Source organism: Priestia sp. JNUCC 25 (assembly GCF_053667915.1).
Map to the genome: position 1 here is coordinate 1156141 of NZ_CM132211.1, position 24158 is coordinate 1180298.

Consider the following 24158-nt stretch of genomic DNA (forward strand, 5'->3'; position numbering starts at 1 on the left):
CAAAGAAAGAGCAAATGGTGAAAAGGAGTGAAAGAAGTTGTCAAATGTGATGCAACGACAGGAAAAACGAATGAAGTTTGATGCCGAACAGCTTGCACCCCTTGATATTGATAAAGAGACAAAGAAGTTGCTAACAGAAAAAGGATTGCCCAAAGAAGCTTCACCATTTCTAGAGTTCGTTTCATCCAAAGGAAAGCTAATAACGCTATGCGAAACATTTGAGTTATCATCTCGCTACCAGCACTATTGGTTTTTAGGAACAACAGGCGCTGGAGATCCAATTTGTCTTCATCAAAAAAACGGTTCGGTTGTGCTGCTCGATACGTCCAACGATGACTGTGAGCGTTTTATTAATACAACTTTTCCGCAGTTTTTAGCATGCTTAGATGTGTTTGAAGAGCTAGTAGAAGAAACGATTCAAGCTAACGGAGAATCTGCATACTTAGAGAGACACATTCCTGCTGAGGTGCTGCAGCGATGCAAAAAACGTATGAATGAAATTGATGAAGCTTGCTTAGCCCCTTATTCTTTTTGGTTCAAAGAACTTTCTTTTTAATATAGTAGAAAAATAGACATGACCGTTTTGGTCATGTCTATTTAGTTGTGGCTGCAGGGCTAGATAGAATAAATAAAAATGATAGTATATAATGGATATAAATTCCTTTTTTTGAAGAGGGAGGAAGGTGTAAATGATTTCTTTATTTGGATTAATGGGTGCTTTCTTTGTGCTGCTTGCTGGTGCGTCGTATTTCTTCTATAGAAGGAACTCGCCCGTGCAGTACGGAATTTCACTTAGCAGCATGCTAATAAGCATATTTCTATTTCTATATAGCATATTTGGAGTTGGCGGCTTTGAAGGAATGGGTCTTGGTGCTTTAGCGGCTGCTTTGTTCTTGGCGTCGGTTCTGAGCTTGTTCGTCAGTGTTCTTTTTAATATCATAAATAGACACGGGAAAGGTGCTGTTTGAAATGAGAGAAATAACCTTTAGAGAAGCAGTGCGGGAAGATTTAGATCAAATTGTTGGAATGCTCGCTGATGATATGCTTGGCAGCAAACGAGAGCGCTACGAATTACCGCTTCCAGACTGTTATGTTCAAGCATTTCAGGCAATTGATGCGGACCCAAACAATGAACTGATTGTCGCATGTAAAGATAGTGAAGTAATAGGTGTTCAACAAATAACCTTTACGCCCCACATTGCACGACAAGGCGGGTGGAGAGCAACGATTGAAGGAGTTCGAACCGCTTCGTCAGAGCGCGGAAAAGGAGTTGGATATCAGCTGATTACATGGGCGATTGAACGAGCGAAAGAACGTAACTGTCAGTTAGTACAATTAACAACCGACAAGGAACGGTCAGAGGCTTTGCGTTTTTATCAAAAGCTTGGATTCACAGCTTCTCACGAAGGATTAAAGCTTCATTTGTAATTCGCTGTTAATGGTTGTATCCCTGTGGTAAGAATTTTTTGATTAAAATGAATTTTTTAGTTTAGTTCAATTGAAACGTGGTATACAAATAGTACAGAGCCGATAGAAATTTTTCTAAGGCTACTGTGAAAGGTAAATACTTAGCTTCATGAAGGGACTGGTTTCGTTTTGGAATACTTAACAGCAACTTCAGCAAACGTATTACCTCACATGAAAAGCAGATATTCTGATCTGACAATTGGCACTCTCGTTATGAACCGATATACGTAGCGAAAGGGCCTCACAAGGGCAAATGAACATGAAATAAGTAGCATGATATGAAGGGAAGAACCTGCATCAGTTTTGATGCAGGTTCTTTTTTGTGAGATGCAGCAGAAAATCTTATACAAAATTTTGGCAGAAAGCTACAGATAAAAATTTATAGATATGGTAAACTATTTGAAATTGTGTCGGCATGAAAAAGGAAGGAGGAGTTCTATGGATACACGCGAGCTCTTTTATTACATTTATCAAAAGAGTGTCACAGCGGAAAAACATTATTTACCATGGGCACTTTCTATGCTGGAACATGAACAGGATTCTTTATCTCTTTCTATTTTAGCTTCTCTCCGCCCACCTTATAATCTCTTTGAAATAGAAGATTATTTTCAGCGTACTTTAAAAGAGCTTTCCTTATCGGAACCGAGTGAACAGGAATGTACAGATTACCTGATCTATATGCGGCTTCAAACAATTGTGCAGCATGAAGAAATGGCGCTAACAGAAGCCGATCACTTATACACCATGTTCATTGAACTCGACTGTCCGAGGGAGTTAGTAGGTTGGCTTGAAATTAGTGATATGATAGATGACTATCAGTACGGAGACAATTATTTTAACATCACGGATGAAATCATACATACAACAATTATGAAAGAAGCTAAAAGTCAGCTGGAACATTACCGTAAGAAAATCTTCAAATGAATGCACTACGAAATTTCTTATAACTTATTTGACACCTAAGGTATAAAAGAGTATACTTATGTTAAACATAGTAATTATGTCGGATAAGTAGGTTATGGTGCTGTGAACAAGACTTCTACTGATAAAGAGGAGATCTAGTCCAAATCGTACAGTCCGACTTTGATGAGATGCTTTCAAGCATCTTTTTTTTGTGCAAAAAACAGCCGCAGGGGCTGTTATAGGGCAGTAATTCTTCCTTTGTAAGCATCAATCAACCGCTGGTTATGTTTATCTGAACCTTCCATGTTTCCGCTTAAAAAGACAGGAGGCGTAATGCCGCGGCTGAGCAGTTTTTGAATGGCTTTAGATAGGACGTCATTTAGGATAGCGCCTCCAATTACAGTGGAACCAGAAGCAAAAGAAATGTCTTGCTGATGAAGAAGAACGTCTCCTTTTGGAATGTGATTGTTAATAACAAGATCCACGACATCATGAAGATATTTTCCGCTTTTATGTCGCGAAGCCCGGCTCGTGGCATAAGAAGGAGAGGTAAGCCCGATAACAAAGGCGCCTTTTTCTTTTGCAATTAAGGCCACATCAACCGGAACGGGATTTACGCCCGACGTAGAAATTACAATCATGATATCGCCTGGTACGATATCTTCTTTTTCCATAAAGGTAGAGGCATAGTCGTTTTTACGCTCTAGCTGCGAAGAGCGCGAAGCTCCTTTATGAAGCATCAGTTCTTCTACAAAAATAGGGTGAATCGGCGCAAGCCCTCCGGAACGGTAAAACACTTCTTCCGTTAAAATATGAGAATGACCGCACCCAAATAAATGAATGAGGTGATGAGAAGCTAATTGCTGTGAGATTTTCTCGGCTGCGGATTCCATGGCCTGCTGTTCATGCGCCTCCACTTTGGCAAGCAGTTTTGTTAGTTCCTGTAGATATAAACTAGACATAAAAAAACTCCTTAGTTAAGATCGTGTCATATTAATCGTAAACTTATAGCGGTCTGCTCGGTACGAAGACTTCACCACTTCAAGCGGCGTGCCGTCTTGCAAATACGTATTTCTTTGAATCAATAGAACGGGTGAATATGAGCTGATTCCAAGATGCTTCACTTCGGTTTCAGAAGCTAAAATGGATTCTAACGTTTGATTGGCTTCGCCGATTTTCAGCCCGAGCTCTTCTTCAATATAGCGATAGAGCGAGTCATTAACAATGGATTCTGTTAAGCCTTTGACTAAGTTAGCGGATACATACACGCTTTCAAGTGCCATTGGCACGTCGTCAGCTAAACGAATACGCTTGATTTCATAAACAGGTGCATGAAGAGAAATTTGCAGCTGCTCGGCAATTTTTTCTGAAGCCGCAATAATTTCAAAGCTCAGCAGCTTACTGCTTGGCACCATTCCGCGCGCTTTCATATCTTCTGTAAAACTCGTTAATCCAACGAGCTGCTGCTCCAGTTTTTTTTCAGACACAAAGGTGCCCCGGCCTTTTTGACGGTATAAATAACCGTCGTTTACTAAATTGTTAATCGCTTGGCGAACGGTCATTCTGCTGATTTCAAATCGTTCTGCAAACTCTCGTTCAGAAGGAAGCGAATCATTTGGTTTTAACTCTCCGTTTTCAATTTGTTTTTTCAACTGTTCTTCAATTTGATAATAAATCGGAAGAGGTGAGCTTTTATCAATCACTTAAGTTCTCTCCTTTATGTAAACCTCCTCATCTAAAAAAGACGAGGAGGTATGTTATCTATATATACTCTAACTAATAGCCAGACACCTTTCTTTCATAAAGACGGATTGATTATAGTCGGGACAGCCTACTTGACTATTCTTTCAAAGGCTCACTTTAGCTAAAGCTTCTTGGTCCGCAATAATTGTAACACAGTGATGCTTCTTTAAAATAGAAGCAGGAAAGTCTTCTGTGATTTCTCCGTTAAGCAGCTGATACATCGCTTCTGCTTTGGCTTCCCCGGAGATAAGCAGTAAAATTTCTTTACTTTTCATAATCGATTCAATTCCCATTGTAATGGCCTGAGTAGGCACTTCGTCAAGAGAATTAAAGTAGCGCGCATTCGCTTTTCGCGTTGACTCTTCTAACGTCACAATATGAGTAGGAGAGTTGAATGACGTACCAGGTTCGTTAAAGCCAATATGTCCGTTTTGGCCGATTCCAAGAATCTGAAGGTCAATGCCTCCGTGATTTTGAATCATTTCATCGTAGCGGCGGCATTCTTCTTCAGGCGTATCAGCTAGGCCGTTAGGAACGTGCGTGTTGCTTACGTCAATATCAATATGATTAAATAACGCATCTGCCATATAGTAGTGATAGCTGTTTGGATCTTGCGGCTTCATTCCGACATATTCATCTAAGTTAAATGAAGTAACGTGTTTGTAAGACGTGCCGTGCTCCTTATGATCTTGAATTAAACGATCATATAATCCTTTCGGCGTGCCTCCCGTTGCAAGTCCCAGATTCATATTTGGTTTTTCATGAAGTTTGCTAATCAGCATATCAGCTGCTTTTGCGCTCATTTCACTGTAATTTTTCACTTGGATGATATTCATTGTTAGTCCTCCTTTTTAAAGCTCAATGTGCCTCGGCAAAATGTCATTTCAACATCTAAGTTTTCATTTAACACCACGATATCCGCATCTTTTCCAATTTTGATGCTTCCTTTTGTATCAAACAGATTAAGCTGTTTTGCTGGGTTTTCAGCAGTCATTTTTACGATGTCTTCTAATGAACAGTTCGTAAAGCTCACCGTGTTTTTAATCGCATCGTTCATCTTTAAGATGCTTCCTGCTAATGTTCCATCTGCAAGTGTAGCGGTTGTGTCGTTTACGTGAACAGGCTGCCCTCCTAAATCATACGTACCGTTTTTTAGCCATTTGGCACGAAGAGAATCCGTGATAAGAATCATGCGTTCACTTGTAATTTGATCGTACGCAAGCTTGACCATTTCAGGTCGGCAGTGGATGCCGTCTGTAATCAGCTCTACAAATAATTCATCTCTCAAATACGCGGCCCCTAATACGCCCGGCTCTCTATGGTGAAGACCGCGCATGCCGTTATATAAGTGCGTAATATGAGATGCTCCTGCTTCGATGGCTTCACCAACTTGATCGTATGTGCTGTCGGAATGGCCAATAGAAGCGACGACGTTTGTTTCTTTTAAATAAGAAGTAAGCGCTAAGCCGTTTGGCTGCTCCGGAGCTAATGTAACAAGTTTAATATGTCCTCCGGCTGCTTTTTGCCACTCTTGAAACAGTGTCACATTCGGATCTTGAATGTGAGTAGGCGGCTGTGCGCCCGCACGTTTTGGTGAAATAAACGGACCTTCTAAGTGAATACCAACTACTTCAGCATCCGCATCTGTTTGCTCTTCGATATAAGTGCCGGCATTGCGAAGCGCTTTTTCAACCGCTTCATTCGACTGCGTCATAGTGGTTGCTAAAAAGCTTGTTGTACCTTCTTTTGGGAGCGTGCGCGCCATTGTTTTTAATGCTTCTGCTGTACCGTCCATCGCATCGGCATTGTTAACGCCATGAATATGCACATCAATGGCACCCGGAATAACTTTATAGGAAGGAGAAAGTTCAATTACATGGTCTTTTGGCTGACGTACGTATTGATGTATCTCTCCGATTTCAGTGATTTTTTTGTTCGTTAGTTTAATATACCCGTTTTTTAATGTCTGATTTTCACTATAAACGGTTACATTATAAATAATGATGGATGAATGTGTATCCATACATACACTCCTTTGCTCGTTGTATTGATTTAAGTGTAACGCTTTTTGGAATAGTTGTCTAGACCAGTTGATTTTTTTTTGTGAACTAGAAAGTTTTGTAAGGGCTTTTAACATTGATATAGAAAGGTTTTTAAAAAGAAAATTGGTATAGACAACTATATATTTTATGTGCTAGTATGAGTCCATGCAGTAAAACCGCCGTTATGTCAGCTGATGATGTAATCATAGGCCGGGATGAATGCGGTAACTTGTCATCCGATAAATATTGTTACGAAAATCCTTGCTCGTAACATCGGGTTAAATACGTTATACAAAGGGGATAGAAACATGCTGAATTTTTTACAACGTATTGGTAAATCGCTTATGCTGCCAATCGCAGTATTACCTGCTGCGGCATTGCTTCTTCGTTTGGGTCAAAAGGACTTATTGGATATTCCGTTTATGGCTCAAGCCGGAGATGCGATTTTTGCGAATTTAGCACTACTGTTTGCACTCGGAATTGCTGTAGGGCTTTCAAAAGATGGAAGCGGCGCAGCAGCACTTGCCGGAGTAGTCGGTTATTTTGTTTTAACAAAAGGGACTGTAGCTATTGATAAAGATATTAACATGGGTGTACTGGGCGGGATTGTCTCAGGGGTAACGGCTGGTTTACTATACAATCGTTTCTCAGCCATTAAGCTGCCAGAGTGGCTCGGCTTCTTTGCAGGAAAGCGGTTTGTACCGATTATTACGTCAGTCGTTATGCTCGCGCTTGCAGGAATCTTTGGCGTTATTTGGCCGCCGATTCAAGATCAAATTAACAACTTAGGAACGTGGATTACAGGAGCAGGAGCGCTTGGTGCAGGTATATACGGATTTTTGAACCGTCTGTTGATTCCAATTGGACTGCATCACGTGTTAAACAGCTTAGTATGGTTTGTATTCGGAGACTATCACGGCGTAACGGGAGATTTGAACCGCTTCTTTAAAGGCGATCCAACGGCAGGAACATTTATGTCTGGATTCTTCCCGGTTATGATGTTTGGTTTACCGGCAGCTGCGCTTGCGATGGTTGCAGCAGCTAAAAAAGAAAAACGCAAACAAGTCAGCGGTATGTTAATCGGACTTGCTGTTACTTCTTTTTTAACGGGAATTACGGAACCAATTGAATTTTTATTTATGTTCGTAGCACCGCTATTATACGTTATTCATGCCGTTTTAACGGGAATTTCGATGGCTTTAGCCGTTGCACTTGGTATTCACGCTGGATTTGGATTTTCAGCAGGGGCCATTGATTTCTTCTTAAACTACGGAATTTCACAAAAACCGCTGCTGTTAGCAGGAATTGGAATTGTGTATGCAGTCATTTACTTTGTCATTTTCTACACGCTGATCAAAGCATTAAATTTAAAAACACCGGGACGTGAAGATGATGAAGAAGTAGACACATCAAACGAAACGGTTGTGGCAACAGGCGATAAATATGTGGATATGGCGTCTTATTTTATTGAAGATTTAGGCGGAAAAGAAAACTTAACCGTAATTGATAACTGTGCGACTCGTCTTCGTTTACAAGTAGCTGATGCCGGCAACATTAACGAAGCTGCCTTAAAGCGTCACGGAGCGAGAGGAATCATGAAGCTCAGCAAAACAAATGTTCAAGTCATTGTCGGAACAGAAGTAGAGTTTGTTGCAGACGCAATGAATCAATTAGTTAAATACGGCACAGCGTCAACCGCTGCACCTGTTGAACAACAGGCTGTCCAAGCAGACGCACACACAGAGTTTGTGTTACCGTTTGAAGGCGTTGTAAAGCCGCTTAGTGAAGTAGAAGATCAAGTGTTTTCACAAAAAATGATGGGCGACGGTTTTGCGATTGAACCTATTGAAGGAACGCTCGTATCACCGATTGACGGTGAAGTGATGACCGTATTCCCAACAAAACATGCGATTGGATTAAAAACAGCAGAAGGAATTGAAATCCTGATTCACGTTGGATTAGATACGGTGAATTTAAAAGGAGAAGGATTCGAAGCGCTTGTTCGAGAAGGTGACAGCATTCAACAAGGAACGCCGCTTTTACAAGTGAATTTAGACTATGTTAAAAAGCATGCGCCGTCTATTGTGACACCAGTTGTATTTACCAACTTGCCTGCAGATAAAGAAGTGAAGCTGTTAAAAACAGGCTACCAAAAGCAAGGTACAAAAGACGTTATTACATTTTAATAAAAAAGCATAAGCTCGTCTGAGCTTATGCTTTTTTTCTTTTCTTCATAATTGAAAGAATTTTGTGTTAAAATTTAGTGTGTTTGATACAGCTAGTGCGGAGCAGAGAGGAAGTAGAGCAAATGAAAAAAGAAGCGGTATTATTTGCAGTAAAGGTGACAACATGTTTATTATAGGAGCATTAGTAAATGGACTAGCGATTGTTGTAGGAACATTAATGGGCAAGCTTGCTCACCGCATTCCTGAAAAGGTAAGCGTGACGGTGATGCAAGTGATGGGTTTATCGGTTATCACGCTCGGTCTGCAAATGGGCTTTAAAAGCCATCAGTTTTTAATTGTAATTTTGAGCTTAGCCATTGGAGCGGTTATTGGTGAGTTCATCGATTTAGATGAAAAGCTAAACCTTTTAGGTAATATGATTGAACGAAAATTTCAATCGCAGCAAAACGAAAAGCAAGCATTCAGTATTTCACAGGGCTTTGTGACAGGAACTTTAATTTTTGTTATTGGAGCGATGGCGATTGTAGGAGCATTAGACAGCGGAATACGAGGCGATCACAGCGTATTGTTTACGAAAGCGGTGATGGATGGATTTATCTCATTATTATTAACCACTACGCTTGGAATAGGCGTTATTTTCTCAGCGGTGCCCGTGTTTCTGTACGAAGGCATCATTTCGTTATTTGCTACGCAAATTAATGCGGTCGTGCCGCAAGATTTAATGAATAGTATCATTGCCGAAGTAACAGGAGTAGGCGGCGTGCTAATTTTAGCAATAGGGATTAATTTATTAGAAATTATTAAAATCAAAGTTGCTAATTTATTGCCTTCGATTTTAATTGCGGTTGTGATTGTAGTTGTGCAGCATACATATTTTTTATGAGGAAAAAGCTTGTGAGCATGACTCACAAGCTTTTTGTGTTACAGTTATTAGCTTATACGTTTTGATTTGCAAATCGTTTTGAAAGTTCGGCAAGCAGAGCAGGTTTATCGTCTCGGTGCATCATAACTTCAATAAATACGAGATGTTGATAATTCTGTTCGGCCAATATTAAAGCTTCCTCCAGCTCTATTTCTGTACGAACTTTAAAAGTTATACTCCGGTCTTTAGGGCCTAACACAGCGGGAAGCTCTTGATAATTCCACATTTGAATGTCATTATATACTTGATTTTCGCCGTGAATCGCACGTTCTACCGTATAGCCGTCATTATTAATTAGAAAAATTACCGGTTTAATATGTTGACGCAGCATAGTTGACAGCTCTTGTGCTGTCAATTGAAATGAACCGTCGCCGATAAGCAATACGTTGCGTCGGTTTTTGTCGGCAAGCTGTGATCCTAAAAGAGCAGGGAGTGTGTAGCCGATAGATCCCCAAAGCGGCTGGCCGATAAATGTTGTGTCTTTTGGCAGCGGCATGGTTGCTGCTCCGAAAAAAGATGTTCCTTGTTCCGCCAACAGTACATCATTTTCATGAAGGAAAGCAGCAATTCGTTCAAAGAACCTTTCTTGCGTTATCTCGGTTTCAGCTGCAGTATATGATTTAGCAGCTATCTGTGAAGTGAGAGAAAGAATATCCAAATCTTCCGCTTTTCTTTTTGTAATTGCACTGCTTAATGCGTGTAAAGAATCAATCATTGTAGCAGGTGCATATTTTGTGCTGTTAAACTGAACGGAAAATGGGTGAATATGAATAACATTGTCCTTTGAAAATTGGTGAGAAAATCCGCCTGTTATTGAATCCGTTAATTTTACTCCAACGCTGATGATGCAATCTGATTGATCTATACGTTTTTGCACATAAGAAGAACTTAAATCTCCGTTGTAAACACCGATAAACTGAGGGTGTGCTTCATTAAAAGCACTCTTTCCCATACTTAATGTTGCAACAGGAAAACCGGTTTTCTCAGCGAATTGCAGCAAAGCTTTCTGTGCTCCGTATCGAGTTACTTCAAAGTCTGCCAGTATAACGGGCCTTTTGGCTGAATTGATTCTTTCGGGAACGTCTACTATCATTTGTTTCAATGTTTCTTCGTTACTTAAAATGGCACTGTCTAATAATGAGTTGTAGGGTTTGCTAATGGGCTTATCATATACGTCGGTTGGCAAATTAATGTGAACAGGCCTTTTGTCAGTCCAGCATGTAAGAAGTACGCGGTCAATTTCTTGAGCTGCATTTTCCTGTGTAAGGAACGTTTGAGCTACAGTTACTTCTTTATACATAGTTGAAAAATGATCGAACTTTCCGTTTCCAAGCGTATGGTGAACGTACAAACCATTATCCATTACATTTGTTGTAGGAGTTCCCGTAATTTTAACGACGGGTACACGTTCAGCGTAAGATCCTGCAATACCGTTAACAGCACTTAATTCACCGACACCAAATGTTGTAATGAGCGCGGCCATTCCATTAACTCTTGCATAGCCATCAGCAGCATAAGCTGCATTTAACTCATTACAATTTCCGATCCATTCTATTTCTTTATGATCAATGACTTCATCTAAAAAAGATAAATTATAATCGCCAGGTACACCAAACATATGGTGAACACCTAATTCGGCTAAACGATCTAATAAATAATGTCCGATTGTATAGTTGCTACTCATACTTCATCACCTCGAAATAATATGTCAACATAGTTGACTTAAATAAAGTGTAGAAGAATAAGTGTTTTTAGTCAAGTATATTGACCTTTAGCGCTATAAGTTCAGAATATAGTATACTGATAAGAAGATACTCAGAGCGTAGAGAAAGCAGGTGACATAAATGGACGAAAATAAGAAGCAGCAAATGAATGATGTGCTGGCTTTATTTTATTTTGCCTATAAAACGTTTACGGAGGAGCCGGATCAAATTATTCAAAAGTATGGAATTCAGCGCGTTCATCATCGTATTTTATTTTTCATTGCGAGGTTTCCGGGACTTAGTGTGAACGAGCTGTTGGCATTGCTAGAAGTCACAAAACAAGCGCTGCACGGTCCAATGAAAAAATTGGTTGAAAAAGAATTAATGATTAGTGAAGAAGCAGCGCATGATCGTCGAGTAAAGCAGCTGTTTTTGACGGATGAAGGACGGGAATTAGAAAAAGAATTAAGTAATCGACAGCGTGAGCAGTTATCGGCTATTTTTTCTGAAGCTGGTGAAGGTCATGAACAAGCGTGGTTCGATATTATGGAAAAACTATCAAAAACTCGTTCCGGCTATGAAGCATGGAATATAAAAAAAGAAAATAAGTAAGGAGAAACTAGAGATATGAAAGACAATCAACAGATTACAGCTCTTATTGCTGCACAAGTGGAGAAGTTAGCACGTCAATTTGGCTATGACTTTTTATCTGAAAAACAAGGGAATCAAACGCTTTGTCAAATTCTTCAGCGAGATGAAGACGGATCTATTTTGGCAACGCCGCTCAGTTTTCATTTACATATGAATGAAGACAAAGGAACGGGAGATATTATTTACTATCATGAACAAGGAGAATTTAAGCGTCAGCAGGTGAATGTATATGAAGAAAATAGCCTTGTGAACGTGTTGTTATTTATCCAAGAGCGGTTAAAGGTCAATCGATAGAAGCGAGTTTACTAACATATGCAAGGAAAAAAAGCAGGGAAGTTCCCTGCTTTTTTCTATGAATTAATATAGCGCAATCCTACGCGGTTATTAAAGATTTGGTTGTGATTTTTGAAGACAAAAGCACCTGCTGCGTGATCAATCACCAGCTCATTGTCGTATACTTCTTCCATGTCATCATCAACAATAAATTCTAAGTCTTCAACCGTTACAACTTTTTCATAGGGTTGAAGGCTGCGCTTTGAGATGATCTTCATTTCATAAATTGTATTAACAATATCGCAGCTTCCTCGATCAAAAGAAAGCTGAATCATTTGATTTTGTTCTACGTTCTGCAACGCTTCTTTTGCAGAAGGAGTGACGCGTATATTCATAATGATATCCTCCTTTTTCTATCCTCAAATTAAATTGTGTAAAATATATTTAACAATACTTTATTCGATTTTTATATCACCGGCAAGAAAAAAGCTTTCTTATATTTATTATTTCCCTTTCGAACTAGAACAAAACGCTGCTTTTTTATCATCTTTTCATAAAGGCGTACATAGATATCACCTGTATGTTATTAAATGAAAAAGAGATCGACTATAGAAAAACGCCGATTCGTAATTCTTAGGTGTAAATGCTTAAAAATAGGAATATGTTGTAAAAAAATAAGAAGTTAAGTCATTTACCTATTTTAATAGTTATTGAGATAGTTTTGAATAATTGGTTTTATTTTCAATATATTGGGTACTTAAGTAGAGTGCTTTGCACACGATATTGCACCGAAAGACATCGGTTTATCGGACTAATTATTGTCTTATTTTGTCGAAATAGTAGAATTTATGGAAACCATTCCTTATCATGTACAAAGTGACTAACAAAATACATAGGAGGTTCTGGTGTAGATGAGTGAGAAAGATCAAAACAGAACAACAGACGAAACAGCGGCTTCGCTAGAAACAGCGCCCGCTCCCAAAAAAGCGCCGGCTAAATGGATTATCATTTTAGCAGCTTTAATTGTTATTATTGGAGGAGCAATTACATTTGCTACGGTATTTAAAAAATCTCCTAAGCAATTATACTTAATTTCTGAAGTAAATACGTATCAAAAAGCAGCTGATGAATTAGAAACAAAGTACAGTGAAACGATGGCTTATCAGGAAAAAGCGATGAAGCAGCCTTCTGCTACAAATGCTACTATCAAAGGCGGCTTTAACATGGATTCACTTTCGTATGATCCAAGCTTTAAAATGATTCAAGATCTTATCAGTAAAGCTGAAATTAAAATTAAAGCGGAACAAGATCCGAAAAAAAGTGAAGGATACGGTTCACTGGCTCTTAATATCGGCGGTTCAAAAGCGCTTGACCTAGAAGGTTTTCAAACGAAAGAAAGAATAGGCTTTAAAGCCCCGATTCTAGCAAATGAATATTTCTATTTAAACTTAGACGAATATGGACAGGTAGCGCGTAAGTTCGATCCTTCTTATTCTGGTCCTGAAACGCTTGATATTAACACAAGCAACGTGAGTTTAGAAGACTTAAAGTTAACGGAAAAAGAAAAGACCTACATTGCAAAAGAGTACGGAACGTTCATTTATGATGAGTTAGACAGCGATTATTTTACAAAAGAAAAAAATGTGGATTATAAAACAAATGGCAAAACGCTTCAGTTAACAAGCGTGACGCTTAACATGTCTGATAAAGAAACAAAACAATTTATGGATAAGCTTATTGCGAAAGTAGCAAAAGATGACAAGCTTCATACCATCTATGCAAATCACGTATCTAAGCTGTTTAAATCTTCGGCAGCAACGAATCCAGAATTAAAAGATATGGCAGATCCAAAAGAATTGAAAAAATCAGTAAAAGAAAGTCTTCAAGACTTCCAAAAAGAAGCAAAAGATACGACTTACCCTGGCGGTGTGAAATCAACTGTGTACGTTCAAGATGATGTTGTGGTAGCTCGCGATATGAACATGGGCGTAAAAAATGCTTCTAACGATAAAGGCAAACTTAACGTGGTGACTAAAAATATTCCGTATGAAGATAACAAAACGGCTAAGCAGTTTAAAGCAGTTCTAGCGGATAGCACTACCGATGATGCGTTTACGTTTGATATGAAAAATGACGTAACAACGGAAAGTGAAAAACGAAAAGAAAACATGTCTATTCATTTGTTAACAAAAGATTCAAAAGATGAAGACACGAATATGACGTTTAAAATGAATTCGGTAATCAATGGTAAAACCGATGCGAAACAAACGGCTGACCGTACTTTCTCTTTAGACTTAGGTGATCAAGAAGATCTAGTAGTAAACGGGGAAGTAAAGCAGAATCAAGCAATAAGTGCTTCAAAAGGAAAAGCAGATTATTCGTTTGATATTCGTACAAAGATAGGACCAAAAGCAGATCCGGCAAACGTTACGTTAAAAATTGACTCTGCTTCTCAATTAAAAAAAGCAGCAACTATTCCAGAGCTTGACGCATCTAATGCAACAAACGTAAAAGATGTAACGCCTGAAGATATGCTGTCGATTCAAGAAAATTTCGCTAAAAATGTTCAAGGTCTCATGATGAATATGGGAACCGCTGGTTACTAAAAGGTGCAAAGCAGATGAAGATATATTTCTCTTTGACTCTTTTTACATGTAAAGCTCTATTGAAAAATATAAAATCTTTCATACTGCTAATAATGATCCCTGCTCTGTTTTTACTTGGAGCAGGGATCATTATTAGTCAGACCATGCAAGGTGAGGAGAGAGTAAATCGGTTCCCCGTGGCAATTGTGGATAAAGATGATACTGCACAAACGAAGTACGTCATCGAACAGCTGACTGAAGGTAAGCTTCGCAAGATCATGAAGCCTCTTTACACGAATGAACAGAAAGCTAAACAGCTGCTGCAGCAAAATAAAGTGGCAGCCATTGTGACGCTGCCAAAAGGTTTTAGTCACGATATTGCTCATGGAAAAAATCAGCCTTTACACGTCATTGGAAATAGCAATAAGCCGCTTCAGTCACAGCTGTTTCGCTACGTGATGGAAAGTGCAGCTGACTACACGTCAGCTGCTCAAAGCGGTATTAATACGGTTGATGCCTTTTTAGAAAAAGAAAATGTTTCCGATAAAAATAGACGCGCAGAATTTAAGAAGAGCTTGGTGACGTTTGGGCTTCACGTACTAGATAGAGGAAGTTTATTTGATGAACAAATAGAAACGAGTTTCTTTCAGCAGGATATGAAGCAATATTATGTCCTGTCTTTTGCTGCTTTGCTGCTTATGATTTGGAGCTACGGCGGATGGCTGCTTGCTAGTGAAACGCAGACTTTTCCCGTGCTGGCTCGAATGAAAACAAGAGGTGTATCGTTTGTTCACATTTATTTAGCACAGCTGACGGCTCTGTATGTTCTTTTGCTACCGGTCTCTGTCGTTTTGTTTGGAAGTCTCATTAAAGAACTGAAACTGCCTGTAACCGGTACGTACGGAGAGCTTTTTTTAGGGGTAAGCGGAAGTTTGTTTGCTTTTTTATGTTTGTTTTTACTGCTTCGGGTTCTTTTTTTATCACAAAAAGCTTATCAAATAACCGGTTTGCTGTTTATTTTGCTGAGTGCGATTTTAAGTGGACATGTTGTGCCGGTCGTCTATTTACCGGACTGGGCGAGTGGTTTTCAGAAATGGTCACTCAACACCAGAGTCTTGGAATTGTTATTTTATGAATTTGATGGATATAACACAAACGAAGCTTTTCTTTACCTTAAGCCTATTCTCATTACGGCAACAGGAAGTTTTGTTCTTGCTGTTGGCTACGTGATGACTTTGCAAAGGCGGTGGAGAAAATGATTAGTGAAAAAATAAAGCAGCTGCTGAAGCGCCCTATGCTTGTTATCATGATTTTCTTTTTACCTTTAATAGGAACGATTATTAGCAGCTCATTTTTAGCAAAAGTACAAAGTGATTCAAAAATACCCGTTGCTCTTGTCGATCAAGATCACAGCAACATGTCTAAACAAGTGATGGATCGACTACAGAAAACAACAGAAATTCAGTTTCTTTCTCTGAACGAAGAACAAGCGAGAAAGGAGCTGGCTAAAAATAAAATTGACAGCATTTTTATGTTTCCTAACGGATTTCAACAAGAAGTAGAAGAGGGGAATTATCAAGGAGTCATTGATTTGCTCACGCTGCCTTCTTCAGTTGCCACAGAAGCGGTTCGAGAAGTCGTGGCGAGTGAAGTGACAAGGTTAACGACAAATGTTAAAGCGGCAAATGAAGTGCGTTTTTTATATAAAGTTTATAACATTCATGCGGGACCGGATTTATGGAAAGAAGCGTATCGTTATACCGATAACCAGTGGAAGCCAAAGCCGCTGATGACAATTGATTACGAGGCGCAAGGAACGAAGCGTACGAAGCAAGGGAACGTTCAAATGACCGGATACGTGCCGCTATGGGGATTCTTTACGCTTTTACTTTGCTGCATTACATCAGATTGGATGATTAAAGAGCGGAGGCACCTTTTCAAACGAATGAAAACGATGCAAAAAGGACTTTACGGTTATATTCGAAGCGTCAGCGCTGCTTATGCTGTGCTATACGTGCTTCAAGCTCTCATAAGCTTTGCTCTATTTAAATGGCTGTATGGAGTAGAGTCTTACGGTGTGCTGCTGTATATGTGTATCTATGTGATTGTGTGCGTTGCTTTTAGCACATGGCTTGCAAGTGAAAGTCAGCGAGTTGGATCTTATTATATGATCAGCGTTGTCATGGTCACAGGACTCAGTATAATAGGAGGGAGCTTTTTCCCGGTAGGAGAGCTTTCTGCAACGATTGAAAAAATAAGTCAGTGGCTTCCGCAGCATCTGCTTCTGTATCAGCATGCACTGCCGCTTACGTTCATTTGGAAAGAGATAGCTGTTTCCATTGCATGTATATGTTTGTGCGCATTTAAAATAGTGTGGAATGTGAGGAGCATCAAATGATTGAAATTAACAATGTTAGCAAAACATACGGAAAAAAACGTTCGTTAGCAAATGTTACGCTGACCGTAGAAAGTGGAGAAGTCATTGGTCTTTTAGGACCAAACGGCGCTGGTAAGTCGACGCTTCTGTCTATTTTGTCTACCATTACGGCTCCTTCAAGCGGGAATGTCACGATTGGAGGCTTATCGCTTAAGAAAAATCAAAAAGCGATTCGAGAAGTCATTGGCTACGTTCCACAAGACATAGCGCTGTGGGAAGAGCTTAGCGTAAAAGAAAACATGAAAATGTGGAGCAAAATGACTTCACGCTCTCTGTCGAATGAACAGCTTCAGTCTCTTTGCTCAGCTGTACAGCTCGAAGGAAGATGGAAGGAAAAAGTAAAAAATTTATCAGGAGGCATGAAGCGAAAGCTAAACATAGCCGTTTCACTTATTCATGAACCGTCCGTTTTGTTAATGGACGAGCCGACAGTCGGAATTGATTTGCAGTCCAAGCTTGAGATCATTCGTTATATTAAACAGCTGGCGGCAAAAGGAAAGACGATTATCTATATTACCCACGATTTGAATGAAATCTTAGACGTGTGTCATCGGTTTGCGGTCTTAAAGGAGGGAAAGCTGGAATTTGTCGGCACCATGGACCAGGCGAAGGAAAAGACTGGGGAAGAGGCAGAAGAGAACGTTGTGTATAAGCTGCTACATGATTAAGATAAAGCAATAATAAAAAAAGAGCCGGTTCATAAAGAAGCGGCTCTTTCTATTATGCTTGTGTAACTTCTTGTTCTGGTGAATGACTTTCAGACTGCACGCGTTCTTCTTCAGGAAGGGCACGTACTTCTACTTCTTTCATTTGGTGACCGTCCATTTCTTTTGCAATAAACTCGTATCCAAAAAGTTTGAACGATTCGCTTTCCTGGATATCGATATTTTGCATTAGCATCCAGCCGCCGATTGTATCGATATCGTCGTTTTCAATTTCGATATGAAGCACTTCGTTAACTTCTTCAAGCAGTACTTTTGAGTTAAAGACAAAATGCTGATCGCTGATTTTTTGAACAAGCGGCTTTTCATCTGTATCAAACTCATCTCGAATTTCTCCAACGATTTCTTCTAAAATATCTTCAACGGTAACGATACCAGCCGTACCGCCGTACTCGTCAATCAACACAGCCATATGCGTACGTTTCTTTTGCATCGAGCGCAATAGGTCTTGAATCGCTACAGTTTCAATTACTTGAATAATAGGATTCATATAAAGCTTCACGCTTTGCTTTTTTAACGCATCGTTAATTACGACATCGTTTAGAATCTCTTTGACGTTGACTAATCCAATAATGTTATCTTTGTCTCCGTCAACGGTAACAGGGTAACGGGTGTAGCGATCTTCTACAGCAAGCTTTAAGAAATCTTCAATGCTGTCGTCTTCAGAAACAGCTGAAATTTCTGTTCTTGGTACCATGATTTCGCGAGCAACACGGTTATCGAATTCGAAAATGTTGTTCACGTACTTATATTCAGACTGGTTAATTTCCCCGCCTTTAAAACTTTCTGATAAAATGATGCGCAGCTCTTCTTCACTGTGCGCAAGTTCATGCTCTGAAGCTGGCTTTAATCCAAACATTCCAGTTAATAAACGGGCAGAACCATTTAGTAACCAAATGAAGGGGAACATAATTTTATAGAATAAAATTAACGGACGAGCAAACAATAACGTAACTGTTTCAGCTTTTTGAATCGCAAATGTTTTTGGCGCTAATTCACCAACTACTACGTGAACAAACGTTACAAGCGCAAATGCGATAATGAATGAAAGAATATGTGTTAAAGATGCAGCAACACCCATTTTGTCAAACAGGGGTTCTAAAATCTTCGCAACAGTCGGTTCTCCTAACCAACCGAGTCCTAAAGCAGTAATCGTAATACCAAGCTGACACGCAGATAAATACTCATCTAAGTGTGTCGTCACGGTTTTAACCGCATTCGCTCCTTTTTTTCCTTCAGCAACAAGTTGATCTACCCGTGAACTACGAAGCTTCACAATTGCAAACTCTGAAGCAACGAAAAAAGCAGTGAGTACAATTAAAATCGCAAAAATAATTAAGTTAATGGTTATCAATGAATATACTTACTTTATAGTGCTATAAAGTAAGTAAACACCTCCTGTAAATAATAAATTTACGACAGCAGCAGCAGTAAAGAGTGCAAAAGAGTGACGCTTTCTGGTGAGAGCCGATTCATCATTACTTTTCGATCTTCTTCATTAAGCTTTTCCATAAGCGGTGCAACTTCTTTTAAACTGTCGTTTAGTACGTAAAATTTGGATGCTAATTCGTCTTTGGAGTGGCTATTCTCGGATTGCTCTATAGAAAATAGAGAAGAAATCTCTTCAAGAGAACGGCCTTCGCTTTTTAATTTTTCAATTAAGTAAAGACGTTTCAGCGCTTCTTCGTTATAAAAGCGATAGTTAGAAGCAGAGCGTTCTGCTTTTAACAACCCAATGTTGGTATAATAGTCGACCGTGCGTTTCGTTACATGTGCCATCTCTGCAAGTTCGCCAATTTTGTATGTCGCAACCCCATCAGAATACCACCTCCTTTAACTATGTCAACCATCACGTGATGGTTTTCATCTACGTAACTATTTATCTTTTATCCTATCGTAATTAAGTATACGCGCGTAAGATCAAAAAGTTTCATTTTTTTATTAGCATTCAGTATATCTTAAAATAAGGTAATTTGACAAAGATTTTATAAAAAAACTCGCTTATATTAAGCGAGTTTTTTGGTAGGATGACGTACGATAATGTGCATGCGTTCATACACATATTGAATACGTTCAGTATATTCTATGAACTCAGGGCTCATTGGAGATAGCTGATCAGCAATACGGTGCATAATAGCAGCTTCTTCTTTTAACGAATCTAAATTTTGAGTTCGGTCAATTCTTGCTTTAAATGTTAACGAAATCATGTTATTCACCTCGTTGTTATGTTACTTGTTATGAGGCGCCATGTCCGTGACTTTTATCACTCTAGTCAAAGGTGATAACGTAATTATTTGATGTTTGCCGGCATTTTGTGTAGGATGATTAGAAAAGGGTTTTTATGGGAGAATGAAATGAATTTAAAACGAATGCACCACGTAGCCATTATAGGAAGTAATTATGAACGTTCAAAAGCTTTTTATGTAAATGTGTTAGGATGCAAGATTATAGAAGAAACATATAGAAAAGAAAGAGATTCATATAAGCTAGATTTAGAAGTAGCTCCTGGCTATCAAATTGAGTTGTTCTCGTTTCCAAATCCGCCACAACGTCCTTCAAGACCTGAAGCGTGCGGCTTACGCCATTTAGCTTTTGCGGTTGAAAGCGTAGAGGATTCCAAGCGTGAACTAGAGCAGCAAGGGATTGATGTGGAACCTATTAGGGTAGATGAACTAACGGGAAAAAAATTCACTTTTTTTGCTGATCCGGACGGGTTACCGCTAGAGCTTTATGAAGAGAAAGAGGGGGAATAAGGAGTATGTGCAATTATTTATTTGTATACGGAACGCTTCTTGAAGGAGAAGGTAATCACGGATTGCTGCATCATGCGCGCCCTATTGCCAAGCAGGCAAAAACGAAAGGGAAATTATATGACACAAAGCAAGGCTACCCTATGCTCGATATCGACAGTGAACATATTGTATACGGAGAAGTATATGAAGTGACCGATCAGCTTATGTGGAAGGCTCTTGATGAATTGGAAGGATACATTCATGAAAGTCATAAAGACAATGAATATGATAAAGTTGTGCAAACGGTTGAAACGGACCAAGGTGAATTTGAAGCCGTTGTTTATGTGGCAAGCGATCGTTCGCTGCTGCACGAATTTATCCCGAGCGGAAACTGGCGCGTGTGGAAAGAAGATTTATTAGAAGGTATGCTGTATTTTGCTTACGGTTCATGTATGGATAACGATCGTTTTATTAAGCACGGGGTGGATCAGCATTTCCAAGACTGTCTTGGCAGAGCTGTTTTTAAAGGCTATACGCTTCGATATAACCACGTTATTCATGACGGAGGACGTGCAGACATGGTTGAAGAAGGCGGAGTCGTTGAAGGTAAACTATACCGCGTCCCGCCTGAAGCCATTACGTACCTGTATGGCAGAGAAGGCGTAGATAATAACGGTTATCGTCCTGCTATTATTTCTGTCGAGCATGAAGGTAAGATGGTGGATCATGTTCTTACTTTTTTTGTGTTAAATAAAGAAAAAGAAGTCGCACCTCCGGATCACTATTCGACTGAAATTATTCGAGGAGCAACAGGTGTACTCAGCGAAGAATACGTTCAGAAGCTAATAGAGCAAGTCCATGCGCTAAAAAATAGTGATGTTGTAAATAACTAATATAAAAAGAAGCAGAGACAAAAGTAGTTTAGTTTAAGAAAGCTCCGCACGAGTAATCGTTTGGAGCTTTTCATTATTATGGTGAACGAAGATCTATTTAACTGCTTCTAGCTGTTGATTGGATTGATTTTGTTATGTGTTGCATTAGCTAAAGGAAACAGAGAACTCTGTTTGAAATACACCGTCTTTTGATAAACGGTTGATGCCTAATTTTTCTTTAAAATTTCCGTTGTGATCATGCGTATCTGCAATTCCAAACCAAGGTTCGATGCAAAGAAAAGGAGCGATTGTATGATTTTCTGCATCATACTTTGACCAAATACCGACATACGGGAAATCATTGAATTGAACGTTAATTTGATTTTCATTAACCGTCGATTTAATCGTAATTCCGTCAATATCACTAAAAATTAACGCATCATTTGCAAATAAATCTGCGCTTAGCGGCAGGTGGTGCAAATTTTCTGCAGCCCCTTTTTCATGAATAAGAGCGTCTTTTAATACAAATTCCTTTGGCGTAGTTTCAGAAGGCTCTATTTCTAAAAAGTAATCAGAAATCTGCTCGTTTTCACGTAACGGAATACGAAAAGCAGGGTGGGCTCCAATTGAAAAATACATATCGCCTTTATCTTCATTTACTACTTTCCACTGAAACGTTAATCGGTTGTTTTCCAGACGATAGCTGATTTCAACTGAACATTCAAACGGATATACGTCTTTAAAGCGGCCATTTGTAGCAAATTGCAGCCGTGCTGTTTCGTTTGTTTGTTCGATCACGCTGAAAGTAGAATCACGTAAAAAACCGTGCTGAGGCAAAGAGTATACGCGCTGATCAACGGTATACTGATCATTCTTTAATCGGCCTACAATCGGAAACAATACGGGCGATACTCGTCCCCAATAAGCGGGGTCGCCGCTCCACATAAACTGCAGGTCTTTTTCTTTATGAAATACTTCTACAACTTCCGCCCCTTTTTCTTGAATGCTGACTTTCATTTCGTTGTTTTCTAGTACAATCATTACAACATCTCCTAAATTATTCTTGTACGCTAGAGCAGTCTCAAACGTACTGGCTTTGCTTATATTATACCCTTCTTGGCAAAAAAGGTATTAATTTCCCTATTTTTGTTCAAATTAAATAGAAAAAGGAGGGTTCAAATATGAATCATGCAACATTATTGCTCATTAAATTTGCAGCGGCACTTATTGCGTTTGGTATAGGCCTTGATTTGTTTTTTGATGCAACCATCGGAGACATTATTTCCTTTAGCTTGCTAACGACAGTTGTGACATATTTAGTAGTGGATCGAATTGTACTGCCTCGAGTGGGCAACCGTGATGCCATTATTGTTGAATTTGTTCTAACCTATATGAGCGTATGGATTTTTGGCACATTGTTATTAGACAGCTACGTTCAAATTGCTTGGGGAAGTATTATTTCTGCAGCTATTATTACATTCGCTGAGGTTTTTGTTCACCGCTACTTATTCAACCATATTGAAACGAAACATACAGCAAGAACGCGTCCCGCTTTTAAGCGAAAACTAGCATATGACACAGAATTTGCTGAAGAACAGCATGTAGAAAACAAGGAAAATCCAAAATAAAAAGAAAGCTCACTTTCGAGCTTTCTTTTTTTTTGTTAATGCATAAAAGTCATTTCCTTTAAAGGCCAGTATTTCATATTGACTTCTCCCATGATCGAAGAAATCGGAGTGAGGCCGAAATGCCTGCCATCTCGGCTAATGCGTCTGTTGTCACCTAGCACTAATACGTATCCATCCGGTATCGTGCCGTCTGGAGACAGTTCGTAAGTTGAAAAGTTTTCAGTAAATCGCTCGTAAGCGGGTACTTTGGATAAATATTTATGAAGATGCGGCTCTTTTTTGACTTTGTTATTTATATACAGAACATCATCTTTGTATTCCACCGTTTCTCCTGGTAAGCCCACAATACGCTTTACTAGAAAATCACTGCTATAGGGAGCTTGTAAAACGACAATGTCAAAGCGCTCCAGCTTGCTGTGTTTGTTAATAATAATTCGATTGCCTTCGTGTAAAATAGGCTTCATCGAATCGCCTTTTACAGTGTAGGGCTGAAACCAATAGTGCTGAACAACAACAGAAAGCAAAACGGTGCCGAGGATGACGCTTGTGTATGTAAGAATTTCACGCTTTATTTTTTTATTGACCATAATGGATGAACACCTTCTTAACGGTAAGACTGTCAATTTAAGTTTTTCATAGAGATATAACAGTGTTGATTGTACCACTCAGAACTAAAGTTTTCCATATCTATCTGTTTATGCGTGTATGCCAAAAATATGCGTGAGGGAACAAAAAATGAAAAAAGCCGTTATTCTAGAGAATAACGGCTCTTCTTTATTATAACTGAGCGCGCTCAGTTCGAGTAGCTGGTTGATTTGGTTCTTCTTCCACAACAGGCTCAACAGGCTTATGCTGCTTGATGTCTTCTTCAAGTTCAGCAATTCGCTTGTTTTTCTGCTTCACTTGTCCTCTTAGTTGAACAATTTTTACAAAGCTCAATGAAGCAGCAACAACTCCTCCAAACACGGCCGTTGTTAAGATAATTAAAATAAGAGGCCATTTTTGTGAACCAAATACATAGTTAAATTGTACCGGATCGTTGTTAATTACAGCTAAAACAGCAATGATAAGAGCAAATATAAGTCCTAAAATAAAAAAGCTCTGTCCTTTCATAAGCTGCACTTCCTTTCTTTACATGGTCATTACAACTTTTATAGCGTAACCACTCATCTTAAGTGTTTGCTATCTTGCTTATAGGTATACGTATCCACATTTAAACAAAATCAAACATTTTCTTGATTATATATATCTTTCTTTTAAAACACAATATATCGATTGGTGTAGAAACTTTG

At 39.1% G+C, this 24158-nt stretch carries 27 protein-coding genes; 15 read left to right on the top strand and 12 right to left on the bottom strand.

Annotated elements, in window-relative coordinates:
* Positions 1-46: 46 nt before the first annotated feature.
* From JNUCC25_RS05905 to JNUCC25_RS05920, 4 genes are all read left to right on the top strand, one after another.
* The gene (locus JNUCC25_RS05905; RefSeq protein WP_223268954.1) at positions 47-556 is read left to right on the top strand and encodes an SUKH-4 family immunity protein; all 510 of its coding nucleotides are present in this window, start codon (positions 47-49) and stop codon (positions 554-556) included.
* 133 nt (positions 557-689) lie between these two features.
* Complete coding sequence (locus JNUCC25_RS05910; RefSeq protein WP_013055877.1) at positions 690-968, top strand: YesK family protein; 279 nt, start codon at positions 690-692, stop codon at positions 966-968.
* Between the two features lies 1 nt (position 969).
* Positions 970-1428, top strand: a complete 459-nt coding sequence (locus JNUCC25_RS05915) for a GNAT family N-acetyltransferase (RefSeq protein ID WP_029325039.1) — start codon at positions 970-972, stop codon at positions 1426-1428.
* 477 nt (positions 1429-1905) lie between these two features.
* Positions 1906-2391 (top strand): hypothetical protein, encoded by a 486-nt coding sequence (locus tag JNUCC25_RS05920; RefSeq protein ID WP_454222953.1) that lies wholly within the window; start codon positions 1906-1908, stop codon positions 2389-2391.
* A 215-nt stretch (positions 2392-2606) separates the two neighbouring features.
* On the opposite strand, the gene JNUCC25_RS05925 is transcribed toward JNUCC25_RS05920, so the two are convergent.
* The 4 genes from JNUCC25_RS05925 to nagA form a co-directional block, all read right to left on the bottom strand.
* Positions 2607-3332, bottom strand: a complete 726-nt coding sequence (locus tag JNUCC25_RS05925; protein WP_064471447.1) for an SIS domain-containing protein — start codon at positions 3330-3332, stop codon at positions 2607-2609.
* Between the two features lie 15 nt (positions 3333-3347).
* Positions 3348-4073, bottom strand: coding sequence for a GntR family transcriptional regulator (locus JNUCC25_RS05930; protein ID WP_013055880.1), 726 nt, complete (start codon positions 4071-4073; stop codon positions 3348-3350).
* A 144-nt stretch (positions 4074-4217) separates the two neighbouring features.
* On the bottom strand, positions 4218-4949 hold the full coding sequence (gene nagB, locus JNUCC25_RS05935) for a glucosamine-6-phosphate deaminase (RefSeq protein ID WP_029325042.1): 732 nt from the start codon (positions 4947-4949) through the stop codon (positions 4218-4220).
* A gap of 2 nt (positions 4950-4951) precedes the next feature.
* Positions 4952-6136, bottom strand: coding sequence for an N-acetylglucosamine-6-phosphate deacetylase (gene nagA / locus JNUCC25_RS05940; protein WP_029325043.1), 1185 nt, complete (start codon positions 6134-6136; stop codon positions 4952-4954).
* A 327-nt stretch (positions 6137-6463) separates the two neighbouring features.
* On the opposite strand from nagA, the gene nagE reads away from it, so the two are divergent.
* Both nagE and JNUCC25_RS05950 read left to right on the top strand, forming a co-directional pair.
* The gene (nagE, locus tag JNUCC25_RS05945) at positions 6464-8341 is read left to right on the top strand and encodes an N-acetylglucosamine-specific PTS transporter subunit IIBC (protein ID WP_377535824.1); all 1878 of its coding nucleotides are present in this window, start codon (positions 6464-6466) and stop codon (positions 8339-8341) included.
* Between the two features lie 163 nt (positions 8342-8504).
* Positions 8505-9224 (top strand): DUF554 domain-containing protein, encoded by a 720-nt coding sequence (locus tag JNUCC25_RS05950; protein ID WP_013055884.1) that lies wholly within the window; start codon positions 8505-8507, stop codon positions 9222-9224.
* Positions 9225-9276: 52 nt separating this feature from the next.
* Here JNUCC25_RS05950 and JNUCC25_RS05955 read toward each other — a convergent pair whose 3' ends face one another.
* A complete protein-coding gene (locus JNUCC25_RS05955; protein WP_098287377.1) occupies positions 9277-10947 on the bottom strand; it encodes an alpha-keto acid decarboxylase family protein in 1671 nt (556 codons plus the stop codon).
* A gap of 160 nt (positions 10948-11107) precedes the next feature.
* Between JNUCC25_RS05955 and JNUCC25_RS05960 the strand changes: the two genes are divergently transcribed.
* Both JNUCC25_RS05960 and JNUCC25_RS05965 read left to right on the top strand, forming a co-directional pair.
* Positions 11108-11578 carry a MarR family winged helix-turn-helix transcriptional regulator gene (locus JNUCC25_RS05960; RefSeq protein ID WP_029325046.1) on the top strand — a complete coding sequence of 157 codons (471 nt, stop codon included), beginning with the start codon at positions 11108-11110 and terminating at the stop codon, positions 11576-11578.
* Positions 11579-11593: 15 nt separating this feature from the next.
* Positions 11594-11911 (top strand): hypothetical protein, encoded by a 318-nt coding sequence (locus tag JNUCC25_RS05965; RefSeq protein WP_013082157.1) that lies wholly within the window; start codon positions 11594-11596, stop codon positions 11909-11911.
* 56 nt (positions 11912-11967) lie between these two features.
* Here the strand turns inward: JNUCC25_RS05965 and JNUCC25_RS05970 are convergent, their stop codons facing one another.
* On the bottom strand, positions 11968-12285 hold the full coding sequence (locus tag JNUCC25_RS05970; RefSeq protein WP_013055888.1) for an iron-sulfur cluster biosynthesis family protein: 318 nt from the start codon (positions 12283-12285) through the stop codon (positions 11968-11970).
* A 516-nt stretch (positions 12286-12801) separates the two neighbouring features.
* Here JNUCC25_RS05970 and JNUCC25_RS05975 point away from each other — a divergent pair.
* The 4 genes from JNUCC25_RS05975 to JNUCC25_RS05990 are packed head-to-tail and all read left to right on the top strand — an operon-like array spanning position 12802 to position 17580.
* Positions 12802-14496, top strand: a complete 1695-nt coding sequence (locus JNUCC25_RS05975) for a hypothetical protein (RefSeq protein WP_454222958.1) — start codon at positions 12802-12804, stop codon at positions 14494-14496.
* Positions 14497-14510: 14 nt separating this feature from the next.
* Positions 14511-15734 carry an ABC transporter permease gene (locus JNUCC25_RS05980; protein ID WP_029325048.1) on the top strand — a complete coding sequence of 408 codons (1224 nt, stop codon included), beginning with the start codon at positions 14511-14513 and terminating at the stop codon, positions 15732-15734.
* Complete coding sequence (locus tag JNUCC25_RS05985) at positions 15731-16873, top strand: ABC transporter permease (RefSeq protein ID WP_029325049.1); 1143 nt, start codon at positions 15731-15733, stop codon at positions 16871-16873. The genes JNUCC25_RS05980 and JNUCC25_RS05985 overlap by 4 nt, the downstream gene beginning before the upstream one ends.
* Complete coding sequence (locus tag JNUCC25_RS05990) at positions 16870-17580, top strand: ABC transporter ATP-binding protein (RefSeq protein WP_013055892.1); 711 nt, start codon at positions 16870-16872, stop codon at positions 17578-17580. The genes JNUCC25_RS05985 and JNUCC25_RS05990 overlap by 4 nt, the downstream gene beginning before the upstream one ends.
* A gap of 52 nt (positions 17581-17632) precedes the next feature.
* Here JNUCC25_RS05990 and JNUCC25_RS05995 read toward each other — a convergent pair whose 3' ends face one another.
* The 3 genes from JNUCC25_RS05995 to JNUCC25_RS06005 all read right to left on the bottom strand — a co-directional run bounded on the left by JNUCC25_RS05995 (position 17633) and on the right by JNUCC25_RS06005 (position 19841).
* Complete coding sequence (locus JNUCC25_RS05995; protein ID WP_029325050.1) at positions 17633-18988, bottom strand: hemolysin family protein; 1356 nt, start codon at positions 18986-18988, stop codon at positions 17633-17635.
* Positions 18989-19047: 59 nt separating this feature from the next.
* On the bottom strand, positions 19048-19413 hold the full coding sequence (locus JNUCC25_RS06000) for a MerR family transcriptional regulator (RefSeq protein WP_013055894.1): 366 nt from the start codon (positions 19411-19413) through the stop codon (positions 19048-19050).
* A 227-nt stretch (positions 19414-19640) separates the two neighbouring features.
* Positions 19641-19841 (bottom strand): hypothetical protein, encoded by a 201-nt coding sequence (locus tag JNUCC25_RS06005; RefSeq protein ID WP_029325051.1) that lies wholly within the window; start codon positions 19839-19841, stop codon positions 19641-19643.
* 147 nt (positions 19842-19988) lie between these two features.
* Here JNUCC25_RS06005 and gloA2 point away from each other — a divergent pair, with 147 nt between their 5' ends.
* The gene (gloA2, locus tag JNUCC25_RS06010; RefSeq protein WP_014461134.1) at positions 19989-20387 is read left to right on the top strand and encodes an SMU1112c/YaeR family gloxylase I-like metalloprotein; all 399 of its coding nucleotides are present in this window, start codon (positions 19989-19991) and stop codon (positions 20385-20387) included.
* A 5-nt stretch (positions 20388-20392) separates the two neighbouring features.
* Positions 20393-21259: a gamma-glutamylcyclotransferase gene (locus tag JNUCC25_RS06015; protein WP_013055897.1), complete on the top strand. Its 867-nt coding sequence runs from the start codon at positions 20393-20395 to the stop codon at positions 21257-21259.
* A gap of 144 nt (positions 21260-21403) precedes the next feature.
* On the opposite strand, the gene JNUCC25_RS06020 is transcribed toward JNUCC25_RS06015, so the two are convergent.
* On the bottom strand, positions 21404-22279 hold the full coding sequence (locus JNUCC25_RS06020; RefSeq protein ID WP_454222962.1) for an aldose 1-epimerase family protein: 876 nt from the start codon (positions 22277-22279) through the stop codon (positions 21404-21406).
* A gap of 140 nt (positions 22280-22419) precedes the next feature.
* Here JNUCC25_RS06020 and JNUCC25_RS06025 point away from each other — a divergent pair, with 140 nt between their 5' ends.
* A complete protein-coding gene (locus JNUCC25_RS06025; protein ID WP_016763336.1) occupies positions 22420-22866 on the top strand; it encodes a YndM family protein in 447 nt (148 codons plus the stop codon).
* 35 nt (positions 22867-22901) lie between these two features.
* On the opposite strand, the gene lepB is transcribed toward JNUCC25_RS06025, so the two are convergent.
* Both lepB and JNUCC25_RS06035 read right to left on the bottom strand, forming a co-directional pair.
* Positions 22902-23453 carry a signal peptidase I gene (lepB, locus tag JNUCC25_RS06030; protein WP_013055900.1) on the bottom strand — a complete coding sequence of 184 codons (552 nt, stop codon included), beginning with the start codon at positions 23451-23453 and terminating at the stop codon, positions 22902-22904.
* A gap of 190 nt (positions 23454-23643) precedes the next feature.
* Positions 23644-23979, bottom strand: a complete 336-nt coding sequence (locus JNUCC25_RS06035; protein WP_013055901.1) for a LapA family protein — start codon at positions 23977-23979, stop codon at positions 23644-23646.
* Positions 23980-24158: the final 179 nt, after the last annotated feature.